The sequence below is a fragment of the Bacteroides luhongzhouii genome (genome assembly GCF_009193295.2).
Taxonomy (GTDB): Bacteria; Bacteroidota; Bacteroidia; order Bacteroidales; family Bacteroidaceae; genus Bacteroides; species Bacteroides luhongzhouii.
Window position 1 is genome coordinate 3,660,680 of record NZ_CP059973.1, and the last position, 20,960, is coordinate 3,681,639.

Here is a 20,960-nt window from a genome sequence, read left to right on the forward strand (position 1 = left end):
CTTTAATTTTAAATTAACAAAGTGGGATTACTCGAATTTAATAAACTTCCGATTAATACATTGGTAGGTGCCGACTGGAAGACATTCAAGGCTATCACTGCCGGTCGTGAAATTGATGCAGCCTACAAGGGGAAATATCGATTGACCAAGGCTGTGTGTCGCTTGCTTTCTCCATTGGCGGCATTACAAGACAAGCGTTACGAGAAACTGCTCGCTAATCAGTCGTTAGAGCATGATCCGGTATTCATTCTGGGACACTGGCGAAGCGGAACTACGTTTGTGCATAATGTGTTCTCTTGTGACAAGCATTTTGGGTATAACACTACTTATCAGACTGTATTTCCTCATCTGATGATGTGGGGACAACCTTTCTTCAAAAAGAATATGAGTTGGCTGATGCCGGATAAGCGTCCGACGGATAATATGGAACTGGCAGTGGATCTTCCTCAGGAAGAGGAGTTTGCTTTGTCGAACATGATGCCTTATACCTATTATAATTTCTGGTTTCTGCCGAAATATCAGCAGGAGTATGCCGATAAATATCTTTTGTTTGATGACATTACGGATGCCGAATTGAAGGTGTTTGAAGAGGTATTCACTAAATTGATTAAGATTTCTTTGTGGAATACTCACGGAACTCAATTCCTTAGTAAGAATCCTCCGCATACCGGAAGGGTGAAGGAATTGGTGAAAATGTTCCCGAATGCTAAGTTTATCTACCTGATGCGTAACCCGTATACCGTATTCGAATCTACACGCAGTTTCTTTACAAATACGATTCAACCGTTGAAGTTGCAGGATGTCAGCAATGAACAATTGGAGGAAAATATCCTTTCTATCTATGCAAAGCTTTATCATAAGTATGAATCGGATAAGAAATTTATTCCGGAAGGTAACCTGATAGAAGTGAAATTTGAAGATTTCGAAGCGGATGCGATGGGAATGACGGAAAATATTTATAAGTCTCTTTCTATCCCGGGATTTGCCGAAGCGCGTAATGATATAGAAAAATACGTGGGCGGAAAGAAGGGATATAAGAAGAATAAATATAAATATGACGACCGTACGATTCAATTGGTAGAAAAGAACTGGGATTTTGCTTTGAAACAATGGGATTATAATTTATAAGAAGAAAAAGAAAGGAAAAGTATTGATGATTCAGAAAAGCATTCATCGCCTGTTGATGACAGGTTTCGTTGCATTTATTTCTTCCTTGTCTTTGATGGCGCAACATAAAGTCGAAATGCTTCCTTTCGGGAACATGGATCAATGGGTGGACCGTCAGATAAAGGAGTCGAGCATTATTGGCGGAAATACTAAGAATGTATATGCGATAGGGCCGACGTCGGTGATTAAGGGGGATCAGGTTTATAAGAATATGGGCGGATCGCCTTGGGCTACTTCGAATGTGATGGCGAAAGTGGCCGGTATTACGAAAACCAATACTTCGGTTTTCCCGGAGAAGCGGGGAGATGGATACTGTGCACGTTTGGATACGCGCATGGAAAGTGTGAAAGTGCTGGGATTGGTTAATATTACGGTGCTGGCGGCAGGTTCTGTCTTTACCGGTTCGGTGCATGAACCCATTAAGGGTACTAAAAATCCGCAGAAAATGTTGCAGACGGGTATTCCGTTTACAAAAAAACCGGTTGCTCTTCAGTTTGATTACAAGGTGAAGATGTCTGACCGGGAGAATCGTATTCGTGCTACTGGTTTCAGTAAGATTACGGATGTGCCCGGAAAAGATTATCCGGCAGCTATCCTGTTTCTGCAAAAACGTTGGGAAGACGCTAATGGAAATGTGTACGCGAAACGGATAGGGACAATGGTGACTTATTATTATCACTCCACGGACTGGAAAAATAATGCGACCTATGAGATTATGTATGGCGACATAACGAATCGTCCGGAATATAAGTCGCACATGATGCGCCTGCAAGTGACAGAAAGTTATACGGTGAACAGCAAAGGTGAAAGTGTACCTATTCATGAAGTGGCTTGGGGAGATGAAAATGACGTTCCTACTCATATGTGTCTTCAGTTCACATCCAGTCATGGGGGAGCTTATATCGGTTCTCCGGGAAATACATTATGGATTGACAATGTAAAACTGGTATATTAAAAGTATATAGACCAAAAAGAGAAATAGTCAGTGATAGCATTTATCATTGACTATTTTTTTTGTTTTAATTCTTTTGTCACAAACCCTTTCAGATGCCTTCTGGAGTTATCTAAGACTTTTATCGCTCTATAAAAATCTATGAATGAATGAAAATTTACGTGTTTTTTTGTTTGTGTTATATTAAATATCTATATTTGCACCAAATTTAGAAAGAAGGATGACGTTTATTGTCTCTTAGTCAGGTGTAGAACATTTGGGTTGTGTATCTATCCTGTAAGACAATTGAAATATATTATTTACTAAAATAAATTGAGATGAAAAAGGGTTTATTGTTTATTTTATTGGCAGCAGCATCTGTATGTTTGCCTGCACAAGAAAAAGAAAATGCAGCAAAGAGTTATAGAGTGGAAACTAACCGCTTTGGTGCTAACTGGTTTATTAGTGGTGGCGTTGGCGCACAAATGTATTTTGGCGACAATGATGGTAAAGCCGATTTCGGAAAACGTCTTGCTCCGGCACTTGACATTGCTGTAGGTAAGTGGTTTACTCCAGGTATCGGATTGCGTGTAGCTTACAATGGTCTTCAGGCTAAAGGTGCTACTCCTTATGCTAACGGTCCGCTTGTAGACGGAGGACAGTACTCTAATGGTTACTACAAAGAAAAATGGAATGTTGTTAACCTTCACGGAGACGTATTGTTGAACCTTACCAATATGTTCTGTGGTTATAAAGAAGATCGTCTGTACTCATTCATTCCTTATGTAGGTGCTGGATTTGTACACACAGGTAAAGGTCCGGGTTATGATGAACTGGGTATCAATGCCGGTTTGATCAACCGTTTCCGTCTGTCTTCAGCTTTGGATCTTAACGTTGAATTGCGCGGACTTTTGATGAAAGGCGCATTTGGTAACTCAGGTCCTGAAGGATTGGCTGGTCTGACTGTAGGTGTTACTTACAAGTTCAAGAAACGTGGTTGGGATGCTGTTCCTACTGTACCTATGGTTCCGGAAAGCCAGTTGAACGACATGAGAGATAGAGTAAACGCTCTGAAGGGTGAAAACGAATCTTTGAAACGTGACTTGGTTGAAGCACGTAACAAAAAACCGGAAGTGATCGTTAAGAAAGAAGCTGGTTTCATTCCACGTTTCGTTGTTGTATTCAATATCGGAAAGAGCAACATCAGCAAGAGAGAGTACATGAATATCGAAGCTATGGCTAAGGGTATCAAAGCAACTGATAAAGTATTTACTGTAACAGGTTATGCTGATAAAGGTACTGGATCTGCTGAATATAACATGAAATTGAGTAAGAAGAGAGCTGAAGCTGTTCGTGACCTGATGGTTAATGAATTTGGTGTTCCTGCTTCTCAGTTGAAGGTTGATTACAAGGGTGGCGTAAGCAACATGTTCTATGATGATGCTAAGTTGAGCCGTGTAGCTATTGTTGAAGAATAATATACATTTGAAATAATAGAATAAAAGAGACGTTTCCTTTCACGGGAAGCGTCTTTTTTTGTATTTTTGTACCCCATGAGCAGAATAGTAGCAATAGATTATGGAAGAAAGCGTACTGGGATAGCTGTGAGCGATACAATGCAGTTGATCGCGAACGGATTGACAACGGTGCCTACGCATGAACTTCTGAACTTTATCGGTGAATATATGGCTAAAGAACCGGTGGAGCGGATTATTATTGGATTGCCAAAGCAAATGAATAATGAGGTTTCGGAGAATATGAAGAATATAGAACCTTTTGTTCGTTCGCTTAAGAAACGCTATCCGGACCTTCCGGTCGAATATGTGGACGAACGGTTTACTTCTGTTCTTGCGCACCGTACCATGCTGGAGGCCGGTCTGAAGAAAAAGGACCGCCAAAACAAAGCATTGGTGGATGAGATAAGTGCTACTATTATTTTGCAAACATATTTGGAGAGTAAACGTTTTTAATAGAAGATATTGAATAACTTAATTTTTAGTAGAGTATAAAAATATGATTTTACCTATTTATGTATATGGTCAGCCTGTATTGAGAAAGGTTGCAGAGGACATAACACCGGATTATCCGAACCTGAAAGAGTTGATTGAGAATATGTTTGAAACAATGGTACACGCCGATGGCGTAGGACTGGCTGCTCCGCAGATTGGTTTGCCTATTCGCGTGGTTACTATTACGCTGGATCCGCTTTCGGAAGAATATCCTGAATTCAAAGACTTCAATAAGGCTTATATCAATCCTCACATTTTGGAAGTCGGGGGCGAAGAAGTGAGTATGGAAGAGGGATGTCTCAGTCTTCCCGGTATTCATGAAACAGTGAAAAGAGGTGATAAAATTCGTGTGAAATATATGGACGAAAACTTCGTGGAGCATGAAGAGGAGGTAGAAGGTTATCTGGCTCGGGTGATGCAGCATGAATTCGATCATTTGGATGGTAAGATGTTTATCGATCATATCTCACCACTTCGTAAGCAGATGATTAAAGGAAAGCTGAATACGATGTTGAAGGGAAAAGCACGCAGTTCTTATAAGATGAAACAGGTGAAATAAAGATAAAAAACGTTTATATCCCTGTTAAGTAAGCGAAAAGCATTATTTTTGCTTCGTTTACAAGCATAAAATATCAATGGTAAAAAGAATCTTAACAGTTTTATTACTGTTCCCAACGCTGGTGTGTGCTCAGATAAATACGGATCGGGTGATGACTATTGCCCGAAACGCTCTTTATTTTGAGGATTATGTACTTTCTATTCAGTACTTTAACCAGGTTATTAACGCTAAACCTTATCTGTATGAGCCCTATTTCTTCAGAGCATTGGCAAAACTAAATCTGGAGGATTTCCAGGGTGCTGAAACTGACTGTGATGCGGCTATCCAACGCAATCCGTTTGTGGTGGGGGCTTATCAGATTCGTGGTTTGGCTAGGATTCGTCAGAGTAAATTTGATGGAGCGATTGAGGATTACAAGAAGGCATTGCATTATGATCCGGAGAATATTACCTTATGGCATAACTTGACATTATCCCATATCCAGAAGAAAGATTATGATGCTGCGAAAGAGGATTTGGAAAGTTTGCTGAAAGTGTCTCCGCGTTATACCCGCGCATATTTGATGAGGGGGGAAGTATCTTTGCAACAGAAGGATACGATTGCTGCCTTGAATGACTTCAATAAGGCTCTTGAATTGGATAAATATGATCCGGACGCATGGTCTGCAAGAGCGATCGTTAAATTACAGCAGGCTAAGTATGCGGAAGCTGAAGCGGATTTCAACCGCGCTATTCCTTTGAGTGCTAAGAATGCGGGAAATTATATAAACCGTGCGTTGGCACGTTTTCATCAGAATAATTTGAGAGGCGCTATGAGCGATTATGATCTGGCGTTGGATATTGATCCGAATAACTTTATCGGCCATTATAACCGTGGTTTGTTGCGTGCTCAGGTAGGAGATGACAACCGGGCTATTGAAGATTTTGACTTTGTCATCAAAATGGAGCCGGATAATATGATGGCTGTCTTTAACCGTGGATTGCTACGTGCGCAAACGGGTGATTATCGTGGGGCTATACAAGATTACACAACCGTTATCAACCAGTATCCGAACTTCCTTGCCGGATATTACCAGCGTTCGGAAGCTCGCAGAAAAATTGGCGACAAGAAAGGAGCGGAGCAGGACGAATTTAAAGTCATGAAAGCTCAGATAGATAAGCAGAACGGTGTGACGAATAAAGATGTAGCACAGAATAAGGATAAGGAAGACGAAGATGAAGGCGGAGAGAAGACCCGTAAGAAATCGGATAAGAATATGAATAATTATCGTAAGATAGTGATTGCCGATGATTCTGAAGCTGAACAACGCTATACAAGTGATTATCGTGGACGTGTGCAGGATAAGAACGTAAATATAACGATGGAGCCGATGTTTGCTTTGACTTATTATGAGAAGATGAGTGACGTGAAGCGTTCGGTGAACTTCCACAAATATATTGAGGATTTAAACCGTGCGGGTGTACTTCCGAAACGTCTTCGCATCACGAATATGGAAGCTCCGTTGACGGAAGAACAGGTGAAAGTGCATTTTGCCTTGATCGATACACATACATCGGCTATTGTGGAAGATGAAAAGAATGCTTCGAAACGTTTTGCCCGTGCTATTGATTTTTATCTGGTGCAGGATTTCTCGAGCGCGGTTTCTGATTTGACTCAGACAATCTTGCTGGATGGTGATTTCTTCCCGGCATATTTTATGCGTGCATTGATTCGTTGTAAACAGTTGGAATATCAAAAGGCTGAACAAGCTGTTGAAACAGATGTTGTTCCTGGTGATAATAAGCGTAAAGAGATTACTGCGGTAGATTATGAAGTAGTGAGAAAAGATTTGGATAAGGTGATTAATCTGGCTCCGGACTTTGTATATGCATATTATAATCGTGCCAATGTTTCTGCCATGCTGAAAGATTACCGGGCTGCAATTGCCGACTATGATAAGGCGATTGAGTTGAATCCTGATTTTGCGGACGCATATTTCAACCGTGGACTGACTCATATTTTCTTAGGAAATAATAAGCTGGGTATTTCTGATTTGAGTAAAGCCGGTGAGTTGGGGATTGTTTCTGCTTATAATGTCATCAAACGTTTTACAGATCAAACGGAATAACATTTTTTTGATAAAAAATAGAAAACTCAAAAGATTTAGTTACTTTTGCGTTCAAATTATGAAAATATAACATCATCATATTATGATAAAGATAACATTTCCCGATGGCTCCGTTCGTGAGTATAACGAAGGAGTGAACGGTTTACAGATTGCTGAAAGTATCAGCTCACGTCTGGCACAGGAAGTGCTGGCGTGTGGCGTGAACGGCGAGACTTATGATTTAGGACGTCCTATTAATGAAGATGCTAATTTTGTTCTTTATAAATGGGATGATGAAGAAGGTAAACATGCGTTTTGGCATACAAGTGCACACTTGCTGGCGGAAGCTTTGCAGGAACTTTATCCGGGTATCCAGTTTGGTATCGGGCCGGCTATCGAGAACGGATTCTACTATGATGTGGATCCGGGTGAAGCTGTGATTAAAGAAAGTGACCTTCCTGCCATTGAAGCTAAAATGTTGGAACTGGCTGCAAAGAAAGAAGATGTAGTCAGAAAAAGCATCGCAAAGACAGATGCTCTGAAAATGTTTGGCGATCGTGGCGAAACATACAAATGTGAATTGATCTCCGAACTGGAAGACGGACACATTACAACTTATACCCAGGGTGCATTTACTGACCTTTGTCGTGGTCCTCACTTGATGACGACTGCTCCGATCAAGGCTATCAAACTGACTGCTGTGGCTGGTGCTTACTGGCGTGGTCATGAAGATCGTAAGATGCTGACTCGTATTTATGGTATCACGTTCCCGAAAAAGAAAATGCTGGATGAATATCTGGTATTGCTGGAGGAAGCGAAGAAGCGTGACCACCGTAAGATCGGTAAAGAGATGCAGTTGTTTATGTTCTCTGAAACTGTTGGTAAGGGATTGCCTATGTGGTTGCCGAAAGGTACTGCATTGCGTCTGCGTCTGCAAGAGTTCTTGCGTCGTATCCAGACACGTTACGATTATCAGGAAGTAATCACTCCGCCAATCGGTAATAAATTGCTGTATGTGACTTCAGGGCACTATGCAAAATATGGTAAGGATGCATTCCAGCCTATTCATACTCCGGAAGAGGGTGAAGAGTATTTCTTGAAACCAATGAACTGTCCTCACCACTGTGAGATTTACAAGAACTTCCCACGTTCATATAAGGACCTTCCACTGCGTATTGCAGAATTTGGTACGGTTTGTCGTTATGAACAAAGTGGTGAGTTACACGGTTTAACTCGTGTTCGTAGCTTTACACAGGATGATGCGCATATCTTCTGCCGTCCGGAACAAGTGAAAGATGAATTCCTTCGTGTGATGGATATCATATCTATTGTGTTCCGTTCTATGGATTTCCAGAATTTTGAAGCACAGATATCTTTGCGTGATAAAGTGAACCGTGAAAAGTATATCGGTAGTGATGATAACTGGGAAAAGGCTGAACAGGCTATTATCGAGGCTTGTGCGGAAAAAGGCTTGCCTGCTAAGATTGAGTATGGAGAGGCAGCTTTCTATGGTCCTAAACTTGACTTTATGGTGAAAGACGCTATCGGTCGTCGTTGGCAGCTGGGTACGATCCAGGTTGACTACAACTTACCGGAACGTTTTGAACTTGAATATATGGGCTCTGACAATCAGAAGCATCGTCCGGTAATGATTCATCGTGCTCCGTTCGGATCAATGGAACGTTTTGTTGCCGTACTGATTGAACACACTGCCGGTAAGTTCCCATTGTGGCTGACACCGGAACAGGTAGTTATTCTGCCAATCAGTGAGAAGTTCAATGAATATGCAGAGCAGGTGAAGATGTATCTGAAGATGCACGAAATCCGTGCGATTGTGGATGACCGCAACGAGAAGATCGGCCGTAAGATCCGTGATAATGAAATGAAACGTATTCCTTATATGCTGATTGTCGGCGAAAAAGAAGCTGAAAATGGTGAAGTTTCTGTTCGTAGACAAGGCGAAGGGGACAAAGGAACCATGAAATTTGAAGAATTTGCTAAAATTTTGAACGAAGAAGTTCAGAATATGATAAATAAATGGTAACTTTGCAGCCGTTTCAGAATAAAATATTTAGTATAACAATAAAAAGATCAAACTAGGAAGTAAACGTTTTTAATGAAGAATGACACTCTAAAAGGGCAATACAGAATCAATGAACAGATTCGTGCCAAGGAAGTTCGCATAGTAAGCGATGATATTGAACCGAAAGTATATCCAATCTTTCAGGCTCTGAAAATGGCTGAAGAGAAAGAATTGGATTTAGTGGAAATTTCTCCTAATGCTCAACCCCCTGTTTGTCGTATTATTGATTATTCTAAATTTCTTTATCAATTAAAGAAACGCCAGAAGGAACAGAAAGCGAAGCAGGTTAAGGTTAATGTGAAGGAAATCCGTTTCGGACCCCAGACAGACGACCATGATTACAACTTTAAGTTGAAGCATGCTAAGGGATTTTTGGAAGATGGCGATAAAGTGAAGGCTTATGTATTCTTTAAAGGTCGTTCCATCCTTTTCAAGGAACAAGGTGAAGTGCTTTTGCTTCGTTTTGCAAATGACCTGGAAGACTACGCTAAAGTGGATCAAATGCCGATACTGGAAGGTAAGCGCATGACTATTCAGCTTTCTCCGAAAAAGAAAGAAGCTTCTAAAAAGCCGGCAACAGCTGGTGCGCCGAAACCTGCTCCTGTACAAAAAGCAGAGAAGCCGGAAACGGGCGAAGAATAAGAAAAGATGCGTAACGCGCAGGTATAGTGCGTTGCCATTATATATTTAATAATTTAAAAACAAGTAAGATGCCAAAGATGAAGACTAACTCCGGTTCTAAAAAAAGGTTTACCCTTACCGGAACAGGTAAAATCAAAAGAAAGCACGCTTTTCACAGTCACATTTTGACTAAGAAAACTAAGAAGAGAAAAAGAAATCTGTGCTACTCTACAACTGTTGATACAACAAATGTAAGCCAGGTTAAGGAACTCTTAGCAATGAAGTAATCAAAAGCGTAAAAGTATTATTAAAGTATTAACCGAATGCATTAGCCTGAAGTTCGCTGCGTGAAGTAGCGGCGCTAACATTCAAAAAAAGTAAAACTATGCCAAGATCAGTAAATCATGTTGCTTCAAAAGCAAGAAGAAAGAAAATTTTGAAATTAACCAGAGGTTACTTTGGTGCAAGAAAGAATGTATGGACCGTAGCTAAAAACACTTGGGAAAAGGGTTTGACTTACGCGTTCCGTGACCGTAGAAATAAGAAAAGAAACTTCCGCGCTCTTTGGATACAACGTATCAACGCTGCTGCACGTCTTGAAGGAATGTCTTATTCTAAATTGATGGGCGGTCTGCATAAAGCCGGTATTGAAATAAACCGTAAGGTTTTGGCTGATTTAGCTATGAATCACCCGGAAGCTTTCAAAGCTGTAGTTGCAAAAGCAAAAGCTGCTTAAGCATCAATAGTTTACGAGTTACAAAGTGTCAGTTACTAAGCTAGTAACTGACACTTTTCTTTTGTTAGGCAGATGAAAGGGAATAAAAAAAATGTTAGTTGGTAAACAAATTCCTTTTTTTTCTTGTTAGTTTCATGTATTCTTATTACATTTGTGATACAAAAATATTAGCCGTATCGACTGGATCGGGAAACTCTTCAAATTAATCTGATGCACCGAGAAAGCTTCGTTCTTCAATGGCGGGCCACATCCTTCGGGACAGCTTTAAGCCGGTGGATTACAAAGAGGGCGAGCGCTCAAATCTTGTTCTATCAGAGTTTCATCACATCGTCGATGCGGCTTTTTTATATACTTTTCTATGATATTCTATTTCTCCGGTACTGGTAATTCTAAATGGATTGCGAATCAGCTTTCCAAAGAGCAAAAAGAAGAATTGGTTTTTATTCCCGATGCGTTAAAGAACAGAACGCTGGAGTTTTGTTTGCGGGAAGATGAGAAGATCGGTTTTGTATTTCCTATCTATTCGTGGGCACCTCCTGAAATTGTACTTAATTTTATTCGACAACTCTCTTTAAAGGGGTATAAAGGACAATATTTGTTTTTTGTTTGTTCTTGTGGGGATGATACCGGGCTTACACAGCAAGTGCTGGAGAAGGCTTTGAGTAATAAAGGCTGGAAGTGTCATGCCGGCTTTTCTGTAACTATGCCCAATAATTATGTGCTACTTCCCGGTTTTGACGTAGATAAGAAAGAGCTGGAGGAGAAAAAACTGGCAGATGCTATTCCGGCTGTCAATCAGATTAATGCTTCAATAAGTAGGAGAGAAGAGTTGTTTCTTTGTCATGAAGGGAGTATTCCTTTTATTAAGACGAGGATTATCAATCCTTTATTTAATCGCTTTCAGATGTCCCCGAAGAATTTTTATACTACGGATGCTTGTATTGGATGTAAGCGTTGTGAGAAGAGCTGTCCGGTAGGGAATATCATGATGATGGATGGGAAGCCTCTTTGGGGAATGGATTGCACCTCATGCCTGGCATGTTATCATGTTTGTCCGCAGCATGCGGTGCAATATGGAAAAAGAACGAAAGATAAAGGGCAGTATTTCAACCCTAATTAATCTATTCGTCTTTGATTTTAATGCAGCAATTGGATAAGTCTTCAATGATAGCCAGGCTTTCTACTCTGACGCCTTGTTCCTCGAGTTTTTTACGCCCATTTTGGAAGGCTTTTTCAATAATGAATCCCATTCCTACCAAATTTGCTCCGGATTGCTTGATGAGGTCGATAATGCCTAATGCGGCATTGCCATACGCGAGGAAGTCATCCACGAAAAGGACATTGTCGTTTGGAGTGAGGAAATCGGCACTGATAACGACTTCATAATCACGATCTTTGGTGAATGAGTGCACAGTGGTGCTTAGTGCATTCTGGATGGTTTTAGGAGACTTTTTCTTTGCAAATACAACTGGTAAATCCATTAGGTAGCCTGTCATGATAGCCGGGGCGATGCCGCTGGCTTCGATTGTCATAATCTTATTTACGTTTGTGGCTGCAAAACGACGGACAAACTCAACTCCGATTGATTTCATCAGGACAGGGTCCATTTGATGATTAATAAAACCGTCTACTTTCAGGATACCTCCTTCGTAGCATTTTCCGTCTTGCAAAATTCTCTTTTTAAGTAATTGCATGCTGTATGATATTAATTAATAATGTGCTAATATTCCATCCCGCATGGTGAAAACGGCGGTTGGTATATTAGCACATGGATATTTAAATCGTTACTTGTTGTCTCTTAAGTCTTTCACCCGGACGGCTTTTCCTTCGCTTTGCGGGAGAGAGCCTTTCTTTACCAGTTTAACTTTAGGAGTCACCAATATTTCATCCTTCAATTGGCGGGTTATATCCTTGCGGATCTTTTCCAGCTCAATATAATTGTCAGTAGAAAGGTCGCTTAATTCTACTTCGACGATCATTTCGTCTTGGTTGTTGACAGTTTCCAGCGTAATCAGGTAGTTGCTGCCTAACTCGGGGAATTGTACGAGAATCTTTTCTACCTGCATCGGGAAGATGTTTACTCCCTTGATAATGAACATATCATCACTGCGTCCCTTGATGCGGTCGATACGGATATGGGTGCGGCCACATGGGCATTTTCCGGGAAGGATATGGGTTAAATCGCGGGTACGATAGCGAATTAACGGCATCATTTCACGATCAAGAGTCGTAAGTACTAATTCTCCGATTTCGCCTTCCGGAACAGGTTCGCCTGTTTCCGGGTCGATAATTTCTACCAGGTAACAGTCTTCCCAGAAGTGCATTCCATTCTGTTCCTGACATTCGAAAGCAACACCGGGACCGTTCATTTCTGTCATACCGAAGCTGTTGTATGCTTTTACGCCCAGCATCTTTTCTATTTTCCGGCGTTGTTCGTCGGTATGAGGTTCGGCACCGATAACCAGGGTTTTCAGTGTGGTTTCTTTAGGGTCGAGTCCTTCTTCCTGAAAGACTTCTGCAAGGCGGATGGCATAGCTGGGGATAGCATGTAAAGCGGTGGTCTTAAAGTCGTTGATGAATTTAATCTGTCGTTTACTGTTTCCTGCAGCGGCAGGGACCGTCAGGCAGCCCAAGCGTTCTGCACCGTATTGGAAGCCTAAACCTCCTGTAAACATACCATATCCGGAGCTGTTTTGGAAAACGTCAGTCTTGCGTATTCCTACTGCGTACAGACAGCGGGCTACCAGGTTGGCCCAGGAATCGAGGTCGTGTTGTGAGTGAACAATAACAGTAGGGTTTCCGGTGGTACCACTGGAAGAGTGAATACGTACGCCATCATTGCTCATATCACCTGCCACCAGTCCGAACGGGTAGTGGGCGCGCATGTCAGATTTGGTAGTGAAAGGTATTTTGCGGATATCATCCAATGACTGTATGCTATCTGCTGTGATGCCATGTTTGCTGAAAACTTCTTTGTAATATGGAGCGTTCGCAGCTATATTAATTGTTTTTTTAAGCCGTTGAAGCTGCAATTCCTGCAACTTCTCCCGGCTCATGGTCTCTAGTTCTTCTTCCCAGTATTGTGTACTCATGGTAATGCCTTTTATTGCATTAGCTTTTCCGCAATTTCTTTGCCGGCTGCCAATGCTTTAAGATTCATTTCTACAATTGCTTCTCCCTTACGCAGGAAGATTTCACGGATGCTGTCTTGCACTTTTTCGTAATCAATGCCCAGGAATGGGATTGTCGCTCCCAGTAAGACAATGTTGGCAACGCGGGCGGAGCCTACTTCTTTTGCCACTTTGTCTACGTTCAATACTATCTTATGAGGCAGTTTGTCGATTTCTGCCATTACTTTGTCTGTTTCCGGATAATTGGGGATGTTGACAAATGGAGTTTCATTAGTCACCAACCAGCCGGTAGGGCTAAGGTAGGGGAGGTAACGCAATCCTTCCATCGGTTCCAATGAGATGATGAGATCGCATTTTCCTGATGGGATCAGGTCTGAAGCAATCGGCTGGTCGCTGATACGGAGATTAGATTGAACATCTCCTCCGCGTTGGCTCATTCCGTGTACTTCCGCTTGTTTCATGTATAATCCTTCTTTCAAGGCAGCTTTGCCGATTACTGTGGCAATGGACAGAATTCCCTGTCCGCCGACTCCTGATAATATAATGTCTTTTTTCATGGCTTACTTACTTCTTTTTTTGCGTGCTAATGTCTGGATACACTCTCTGCGTGGGATAATGACAGATACACCACGATATTCGATTTCTTCGCGAATGATTTGCTTCATCTCTTCATAGTTCTTCTTCAATGGAGTAACTACACGGATATGAGCCGGATCTACTCCGATACCTGCACAGATCGCTTCAATACGTCCGGTTCCGGCAGAATCCTGTCCACCTGTCATGGCGGTAGTTTCATTGTCGGAGATGACGATGGTTACACTGGCATTCTCGTTCACGCAATCTAATAGTCCGGTCATTCCGGAATGGGTGAATGTTGAGTCACCGATGACAGCTACGGCCGGGAAAAGACCTCCGTCAGCGGCACCTTTTGCCATCGTGATGGAAGCACCCATGTCCACACATGAGTTGATTGCATTGAAAGGAGCATTTGCGCCTAATGTGTAACAGCCGATGTCGCTGAATACTTTATGGGATGGATATTCTTCTTTTAGAACTTCGGTCAGCGTGATATACATATCGCGGTGTCCGCAGCCTTCGCAAAGTGCGGGCGGGCGCATTTCTACAACAGAAGGAATACCGAATTCCGATTTATTCTCTTTGCCTACGGCACGGGCTACAGAGTCCGGATTTAATTCTCCGTCCTGTGACAGAGTACCGTCGAGGCGTCCTTTTACTTTAACGCCGATACCCAGATAACCTTTCAATTGTTTTTCAACAAAGGGTTGTCCGTCTTCCAGAACGAGGATTTCGTCACAAGACTCGATCAATTGATGCAATTGTTTTTTAGGCAATGGATATTGGCCGATTTTGAGTACCGGATATTCGCAACCTTCCGGATAGTTTTCCATCAGATAATTGTAACCGATGCCACAAGCTACGATTCCCAGCTTTTTGTTAGGACCGTCTGTGTATTTGTTATAAGGTGATTCTTCTGAGGCTTTGATAAATTCGTCTTGACGGGCAAGCAATACTTTGTAGCGTTTGCGGGCGTTTCCCGGCAACAAGATGAACTGACGCGGATCTTCGCTGAAAGAGATGCTGTTCTGTGGCTTTTGTTTTTTGCGTTCTACTCCTGAACGGGAGTGTGCCAGACGGGTTACCATACGCATCAGGATCGGTTCGCCTAGTTTTTCTGAGAATTCGAAGCCGCTGTATACCATATCATACGCTTCCTGCTGATTGCTGGGTTCGTACATCGGTATCAGTGAGAAATCTCCGTAGAAACGGCTGTCCTGTTCGTTCTGCGAGGAGTGCATACTGGGGTCGTCTGCGGCTATCACAATCAATCCGCCTTTCACGCCTGTGATGGCAGAGTTGACGAAACAGTCGGCAGCTACATTCATACCTACGTGTTTCATGCAAACTAATGCCCGTTTACCTACGAAAGACATACCCAAGGCAGCTTCCATCGCTGTTTTTTCATTGGCACACCAACGGTTGTGTATATTCTGTTCGGTCGTTATAGGGGCCATTTGAATATATTCCGTAATTTCAGTTGAAGGAGTACCCGGATAGGCATAAACGCCTGAAAGTCCGGCATCCAGTGCAGCTTGTGCAATGGCTTCATCGCCAAGTAAGAGTTGCTTGCTCATATCTATTTCTTTTATTTAGTGTTGATCACAGTTTGTTAATCTATCGGGCAAAGATAGGCTTTTCCGTTCGTTTTATCACAAATTTACTTGAAAATCTTTCTTTCATTCAGGGCTTTCCAGTATTTTCTTGCATTTGCCATGTGGTCGGCGTAATTGGAGGCAAAGTTGTGAGTTCCGGAAAAATCTTCTTTGGCACACATATAGATATAGTTATGTTTGGTATAGTTCAACACGCTGTCTATTCCCTTTTTAGAGGGGATACGGATGGGTCCCGGCGGTAGTCCGGTATTGATATAGGTGTTGTAGGGAGAATTGACTTTTAAATGCTCGTTGGTGATTCGGCGCAGACTGAAGTCCTGCAAGGCAAATTTGATGGTGGGATCTGCCTGTAAGGGCATATCTTGGTGTAATCGGTTGATATACAATCCGGCTACCATTGGTTTTTCTTCGTTGTTGTTGGTTTCTTCTTCAACGATGGAAGCAAGAGTGCTGACTTCTTCCGGTGTCATGCCGATGGCAGTAGCTTGCGCCAGGCGATCTTTATTCCAGAAACGTTTGTGTTCGCTCTTTATTCGTTTGAAGAATTCGTCTACGCTCATGTCCCAATATACCTGATAGGTTTCCGGTATGAAAAGGCTGGGGAGTGTTGTGCTGGTATATCCCATTTGAGCTTGGAAAGTAGAGTCGAACAGTTGGCTGGCGATTTCGGCAGAGTCTATCATGAGCTGCTTGCCGATGCTTCGTGCTAATCGGTCTAATGTCCGGACACTTCCGATAGTAAGGTTCATAGGTTCCTGATAACCTCTGGAAAAACGGCTATATACATGATAGACATTGTCATTAGGACGAATGGCATAACGACCGGTATGTATGTTCTGATTGAAATCCTTGTATTTTGCCATCCACTGGAATCCGGTGAACTTATTGACATGCCCGAATTCTTTTATTTTATGGTAGATAGAATCAGCCGTATCATCCCGGTCTATATAGATATATACGGTTTTAGATGGATGAAATTGGGGAGCAAACAGATAATAATAGAGAGTTCCTCCTGCAACTGCGCAAAGGAAAAATGCTCCGATTAGAATTGACAATAGAATGTTTCTCTTTTTTCTCTTCATCTTTTGAGGTCTATTTAAAAAGTTCGCCAAAGATAAAAAGAATTTGGATAGGAGTGCTCTCTTTTTAAGATGAATCCATTCTTTCATGTTGCATTTGCCTTACTTGATTAACTCTGTTGCTTATTGTGTCTCTTGGCGTTTATTGTAATTGTCTTCTTGCTTCCGGAGTAGTTTCACTATTCCCATATATTGTGGGACTATTTTCCCGCAATATGAGAGAATACTTTCCCACAAAATAAGAGAATATTTTCCCACAATATGTGGGACTAAGACAATCTCTTGACGTTACAATGTGAAACCATTGAGAGTAATACAACAACTCCCTTTTATTGAAGTGAGAGTCTGTTTGTAACTAGAATGCCATTGGCACAGGAAAATGAATTCATTTCAGCGAAACGAGTTTTGCAAGTTAGTTCGGCCACAGAGAATAATTAATGTCTGCTTCTATTTTGTTTTCTATCTCATCGGGCAGAGGCGCAAAGAAATCCATGTTAGTCAGACTCTCAATGCTATCTATTGTTACTGCATAGGATGATAGAGGTTCTACCGCCTGCTCATTGTTGAATAAGAAACCGATAGCCCGCATCGGCTTGACAAAAGGAGAAAGGACTACTTTAAAAAACTTTTGAGGTACTACGACTTTATTCTTTCCGATTGTTTTGGGATGTTTTTCTATGATAGGTCCACATATAATAATAATGGCGCTGTCCGCTATGGCCCAATTCCGGATCTTTTCTTCCAGGTTTTTCCATCCTCTTCTATTTAGTTGTGGGTGTTGTGGACACATATTGCTGAAATAGAATGATTCTTTCATGGCTTCAGGGCTCCATTTCATATCTGCGGCGGGAGCCATATGACCTTTGTCATATCCTGAACGGGTGTAATCGGCATTCGTCGCAATCGGACCTGTCACTAATGGGTCGGCAATAAAACGATTACCTCTTTTTTCTTTTCCTTTGGTTTCTTTCCTGGTTAATTCGTAAGAAACCCAGTTGGGGATTTTTAAATCTTTGTTGTATGATACCGTATATCCGCTATGCCGGATGATTTGTTCTTGCCGGGGAATTAGTGATATGGGTGTCTCCAGATCCTTACCGGGCGGAATTTGAAAGGAAGCGTCAGTTAGCGGTTCGTTATTTTTTTGGATATTAATCTGCTGGCAATACAAATAAACACCCAAAAGAATAGGAATGAGCACAATAATGGCAATGATACATCCTAATCTATTATTAGAGCGTGATTTCTTTTTGAATAGTTTTCTGTTTTTACCTTTTTTATTTCGATTCATTGATTGGCTGGTGATGACAGGTTTGTTTTATTCTTCTTTTCTCATGCTGAATTCACAACCGCAGTATTGTTGGTTGTAAAAGTTGTATTCTTTAATGATGGCAATGCGTCGTTCGCTAAGTCCCCCTTTCCGCCAATTCTGTTCCCAGTATGTGACATCCGGGTAAGAAGCGGTAGCATATTGTCCGGCTTCATTGATCTGCTCCAGGCTTTTCCAACGGCTGGAGGCAAGTGTTGTGGTAATTACAGAGAAACCATGTTCATGTGCGTAACGGGCTGTCTCCAATAAACGCAGTTTAAAACAACGCAGGCAACGTCCTCCTCTTTCGGGTTCCTGCTCCATTCCTGCTATGTGGCATCGCCAGGTTTCATGATCGTAATCAGCATCTATGATCTCCAATCCCAATGATTGGGCATAGCGCGTGCATTCTTCTTTTCTTATAATATACTCTTCCTGCGGATAAATATTAGGATTGCAATAATAAATAACGGGGGTGATATGATGTTGCATCATACATTCAATAATGGCTGATGAACAAGGAGCACAACAAGTATGAAGTAAGACTTTATCGGCTCCTCCCGGAACTTCAAGTTGGAATTTCTTTTTCATGCTGTAAAGTTAGTACATATTTATGATACGAGTCAATGGTTTATGCTTTATTCAGAATAGTTTTTTTAGTATCTTTGTCCACTCAAGTTTATAACAGATCAATAATGGATGAATTAAATTGCGGGCAAGAAGAGCAATATGCAGGCCCGGAGAAGAAAAAAAGTACTTCGAAAATTGTAAAGAGAACTTTAGTGGTGGCTGCATTAGCTTTGGCGGTATATGTTGTATATTCCGTCGTTTATTTATTTGTTTCGCCTGATCGTAATATTCAGCAAATTTATCTCGTTCCTGAAGATGCTGCGTTTATCATTCAATCATCAGCTCCGATTGAAGATTGGGAAAAGTTTAGTGGAAGTGAAACATGGCAATGTTTGAAGAAAGCGAAATCTTTTGAGGAAGTAACGAAGAGTGTAGAGAAACTCGATTCGGTTGTCAAAAGCAATAAAGTGTTGTTGTCACTTGTTGGTGAACGGGATATGCTTATTTCGCTTCACAAGACCCGTGCCACAGCGTGGGATTTTCTGCTTATCCTGGATATGCAGAAAACATCGAAGATGGATTTATTGAAAGACCAGGTGGAAACCGTATTGGTTATGAGTGGTTTCACTGTCACTAACCGGATGCATAACGGTATTAATATCCTTGAAATGCGTGATCCTGAAACAAGGGACATTTTCTATATTGCATTTGTAGATAATCATTTGGTGGGTTCTTATACATCCGGGCTTGTCGAGTCGGCTATTGATTCGCGTAATAAACCTAAAATCGGACTTGACCAGTCTTTTATTGAAACAGAGAAGCTGGTTTCCGGTAAGGGGCTTGTCAGAGTCTTTATTAATTATGCGCGCGTACCTCAATTTATGTCTATTTATCTAGGCGCAAGAAACGAATACATTGATCTGTTTAGCAATTCGATGAATTTTGCCGGACTCTATTTAAATACGAATAAGGAGAGGATGGAAGTGAAAGGGTATACGTTGAGAAAAGATTCTGCCGATCCTTATGTCACTGCTTTATTGAATTCGGGAAAGCATAAAATGAAAGCGCATGAGATTCTGTCCGGGCGTACGGCTCTTTATACGAATATAGGTTTCAATAATCCGGTAACTTTTGTGAAAGAGTTGGAGAATGCGTTGCTGGTTCATGATAAACAATTGTATGATTCTTTTCAAAGTTCCCGGAAAAAGATAGAAGGGTTATTCGGGATATCATTGGAAGAAAACTTCTTGAGTTGGATGTCGGGAGAGTTTGCTATTACGCAATCCGAACCAGGCTTGTTAGGACATGATCCCGAACTAATTCTGGCTATCAGGGCTAAAAGTATAAAAGATGCCCGTAAGAACATGGAATTTATTGAAAAGAAGATTAAGCGGCGCAGTCCGGTTAAGATTAAGACAGTCAATTATAAAGATTTCGAGATTAACTATGTTGAAATGAAAGGCTTTTTCCGCCTGTTCTTTGGAAAACTATTTGATAAATTTGAAAAGCCATATTATACTTATGTCGATGATTATGTAGTTTTTAGTAATAAGGCTGCGTCTTTACTTTCTTTTGTGGAAGATTACGAGCAGAAGAATTTATTGAAAAATAATCCGGGATTTGAAAATGCGCTTTCATATTTGAAGTCAAGTTCTACCATATTCTTATATACGGATGTGCACAAGTTTTATTCCCAGCTGAAGCCTATGATGAATCCTGCCACATGGAATGAGATACAATCCAATAAAGATGTTCTGTATTCGTTTCCTTACTGGACTATGCAGGTTATAGGAGATGGACAGTCGGCTTCTTTGCAATATGTGATGGATTACAGTCCATATCAGCCGGAGGAGGTCGTTGCCATTGCTACCGATGAAGACGACAAGGAAATGAGTGAAGATGCTGAAACTGAAAAAGAACAGATGAGCGAATTGAAGCGTTTCTATGTCGAAAAGTTTGAAGGAAACGTTTTGAGGGAGTTTTATCCGGAGGGAGCGTTGAAGAGTGAAGCGGAAGTAAAAGAAGGGAAACGCCATGGTCGTTACCGTGAATATTATGAAGATGGAACATTGAAACTTCGTGGAAAGTATGCAAATAATAAACCGAAGGGTACATGGAAGTACTATACTGAAGACGGAAAATTTGAGCGCAAAGAAAAGTTCTAGATTGCGTCAACAAAAGTTGATTTAAAAATTAAGCTCAAAAAAATAATCGGATTCTTTTTGTTTTCTCAAATAAAGCTGTAATTTTGCACGCCGTAAACGAGAGACAAACGCCGCTATAGCTCAGTTGGTAGAGCAACGCATTCGTAACGCGTAGGTCGCCAGTTCAAGTCTGGCTAGCGGCTCTCAAATTAGAACGCTGATTATTAATTAATAATCAGCGTTCTAATTTTTACAGGATTCCCTATTCTTATTTCAAAAGGGAAATCCTGCGTATGTAATAGATGTGAAATATAAAAATGTAATCTATGTTGAGTCGTATTAT

19 protein-coding genes and 1 tRNA gene are annotated in these 20,960 nt (G+C 41.3%); 13 read left to right on the forward strand and 7 right to left on the reverse strand.

Annotation, left to right across the window (positions count from 1 at the left end; genetic code table 11):
* Window positions 1-21 precede the first annotated feature (21 nt).
* The 11 genes from GD631_RS13420 to GD631_RS13470 all read left to right on the forward strand — a co-directional run bounded on the left by GD631_RS13420 (window position 22) and on the right by GD631_RS13470 (window position 11,312).
* Window positions 22-1,128 (forward strand): cholesterol-responsive sulfotransferase, encoded by a 1,107-nt coding sequence (locus GD631_RS13420; protein WP_143257443.1) that lies wholly within the window; start codon window positions 22-24, stop codon window positions 1,126-1,128.
* 25 nt (window positions 1,129-1,153) lie between these two features.
* Window positions 1,154-2,122 carry a PCMD domain-containing protein gene (locus GD631_RS13425; RefSeq protein ID WP_143257444.1) on the forward strand — a complete coding sequence of 323 codons (969 nt, stop codon included), beginning with the start codon at window positions 1,154-1,156 and terminating at the stop codon, window positions 2,120-2,122.
* A 314-nt stretch (window positions 2,123-2,436) separates the two neighbouring features.
* Window positions 2,437-3,576 carry an OmpA family protein gene (locus GD631_RS13430; protein ID WP_185911467.1) on the forward strand — a complete coding sequence of 380 codons (1,140 nt, stop codon included), beginning with the start codon at window positions 2,437-2,439 and terminating at the stop codon, window positions 3,574-3,576.
* Between the two features lie 75 nt (window positions 3,577-3,651).
* Window positions 3,652-4,068: a Holliday junction resolvase RuvX gene (gene ruvX, locus GD631_RS13435; protein ID WP_008021987.1), complete on the forward strand. Its 417-nt coding sequence runs from the start codon at window positions 3,652-3,654 to the stop codon at window positions 4,066-4,068.
* Window positions 4,069-4,111: 43 nt separating this feature from the next.
* Window positions 4,112-4,666 carry a peptide deformylase gene (gene def / locus GD631_RS13440; RefSeq protein ID WP_004297529.1) on the forward strand — a complete coding sequence of 185 codons (555 nt, stop codon included), beginning with the start codon at window positions 4,112-4,114 and terminating at the stop codon, window positions 4,664-4,666.
* 76 nt (window positions 4,667-4,742) lie between these two features.
* A complete protein-coding gene (locus tag GD631_RS13445) occupies window positions 4,743-6,773 on the forward strand; it encodes a tetratricopeptide repeat protein (protein ID WP_143257445.1) in 2,031 nt (676 codons plus the stop codon).
* Between the two features lie 82 nt (window positions 6,774-6,855).
* Window positions 6,856-8,796: a threonine--tRNA ligase gene (gene thrS / locus GD631_RS13450; protein WP_143257446.1), complete on the forward strand. Its 1,941-nt coding sequence runs from the start codon at window positions 6,856-6,858 to the stop codon at window positions 8,794-8,796.
* 72 nt (window positions 8,797-8,868) lie between these two features.
* Window positions 8,869-9,477: a translation initiation factor IF-3 gene (infC, locus tag GD631_RS13455; protein ID WP_143257447.1), complete on the forward strand. Its 609-nt coding sequence runs from the start codon at window positions 8,869-8,871 to the stop codon at window positions 9,475-9,477.
* A 68-nt stretch (window positions 9,478-9,545) separates the two neighbouring features.
* Entirely contained in the window at window positions 9,546-9,743 is a 198-nt protein-coding gene (gene rpmI / locus GD631_RS13460; RefSeq protein WP_004326827.1) for a 50S ribosomal protein L35, read from the forward strand.
* A 98-nt stretch (window positions 9,744-9,841) separates the two neighbouring features.
* The gene (gene rplT / locus GD631_RS13465) at window positions 9,842-10,192 is read left to right on the forward strand and encodes a 50S ribosomal protein L20 (RefSeq protein WP_004297540.1); all 351 of its coding nucleotides are present in this window, start codon (window positions 9,842-9,844) and stop codon (window positions 10,190-10,192) included.
* Window positions 10,193-10,550: 358 nt separating this feature from the next.
* The gene (locus GD631_RS13470; RefSeq protein WP_143257448.1) at window positions 10,551-11,312 is read left to right on the forward strand and encodes an EFR1 family ferrodoxin; all 762 of its coding nucleotides are present in this window, start codon (window positions 10,551-10,553) and stop codon (window positions 11,310-11,312) included.
* Between the two features lies 1 nt (window position 11,313).
* Here the strand turns inward: GD631_RS13470 and xpt are convergent, their stop codons facing one another.
* The 7 genes from xpt to GD631_RS13505 all read right to left on the reverse strand — a co-directional run bounded on the left by xpt (window position 11,314) and on the right by GD631_RS13505 (window position 18,494).
* Complete coding sequence (gene xpt / locus GD631_RS13475; protein WP_004311456.1) at window positions 11,314-11,886, reverse strand: xanthine phosphoribosyltransferase; 573 nt, start codon at window positions 11,884-11,886, stop codon at window positions 11,314-11,316.
* A gap of 90 nt (window positions 11,887-11,976) precedes the next feature.
* Window positions 11,977-13,284, reverse strand: coding sequence for a phenylacetate--CoA ligase (locus GD631_RS13480; RefSeq protein WP_143257449.1), 1,308 nt, complete (start codon window positions 13,282-13,284; stop codon window positions 11,977-11,979).
* A gap of 11 nt (window positions 13,285-13,295) precedes the next feature.
* On the reverse strand, window positions 13,296-13,880 hold the full coding sequence (locus GD631_RS13485) for an indolepyruvate oxidoreductase subunit beta (protein WP_143257450.1): 585 nt from the start codon (window positions 13,878-13,880) through the stop codon (window positions 13,296-13,298).
* Window positions 13,881-13,883: 3 nt separating this feature from the next.
* The gene (locus GD631_RS13490) at window positions 13,884-15,476 is read right to left on the reverse strand and encodes a thiamine pyrophosphate-dependent enzyme (RefSeq protein ID WP_143257451.1); all 1,593 of its coding nucleotides are present in this window, start codon (window positions 15,474-15,476) and stop codon (window positions 13,884-13,886) included.
* An 83-nt stretch (window positions 15,477-15,559) separates the two neighbouring features.
* The gene (mltG, locus tag GD631_RS13495; protein WP_143257452.1) at window positions 15,560-16,597 is read right to left on the reverse strand and encodes an endolytic transglycosylase MltG; all 1,038 of its coding nucleotides are present in this window, start codon (window positions 16,595-16,597) and stop codon (window positions 15,560-15,562) included.
* A gap of 409 nt (window positions 16,598-17,006) precedes the next feature.
* The gene (locus GD631_RS13500; RefSeq protein ID WP_143257453.1) at window positions 17,007-17,885 is read right to left on the reverse strand and encodes a DNA/RNA non-specific endonuclease; all 879 of its coding nucleotides are present in this window, start codon (window positions 17,883-17,885) and stop codon (window positions 17,007-17,009) included.
* A gap of 27 nt (window positions 17,886-17,912) precedes the next feature.
* On the reverse strand, window positions 17,913-18,494 hold the full coding sequence (locus GD631_RS13505) for an epoxyqueuosine reductase QueH (RefSeq protein ID WP_143257454.1): 582 nt from the start codon (window positions 18,492-18,494) through the stop codon (window positions 17,913-17,915).
* Between the two features lie 104 nt (window positions 18,495-18,598).
* Here GD631_RS13505 and GD631_RS13510 point away from each other — a divergent pair, with 104 nt between their 5' ends.
* Together GD631_RS13510 and GD631_RS13515 are read left to right on the forward strand one after the other, a co-directional pair.
* Window positions 18,599-20,638 (forward strand): toxin-antitoxin system YwqK family antitoxin, encoded by a 2,040-nt coding sequence (locus GD631_RS13510; protein ID WP_143257455.1) that lies wholly within the window; start codon window positions 18,599-18,601, stop codon window positions 20,636-20,638.
* Between the two features lie 109 nt (window positions 20,639-20,747).
* Window positions 20,748-20,820: transfer RNA gene (locus GD631_RS13515), tRNA-Thr, on the forward strand.
* Window positions 20,821-20,960: the final 140 nt, after the last annotated feature.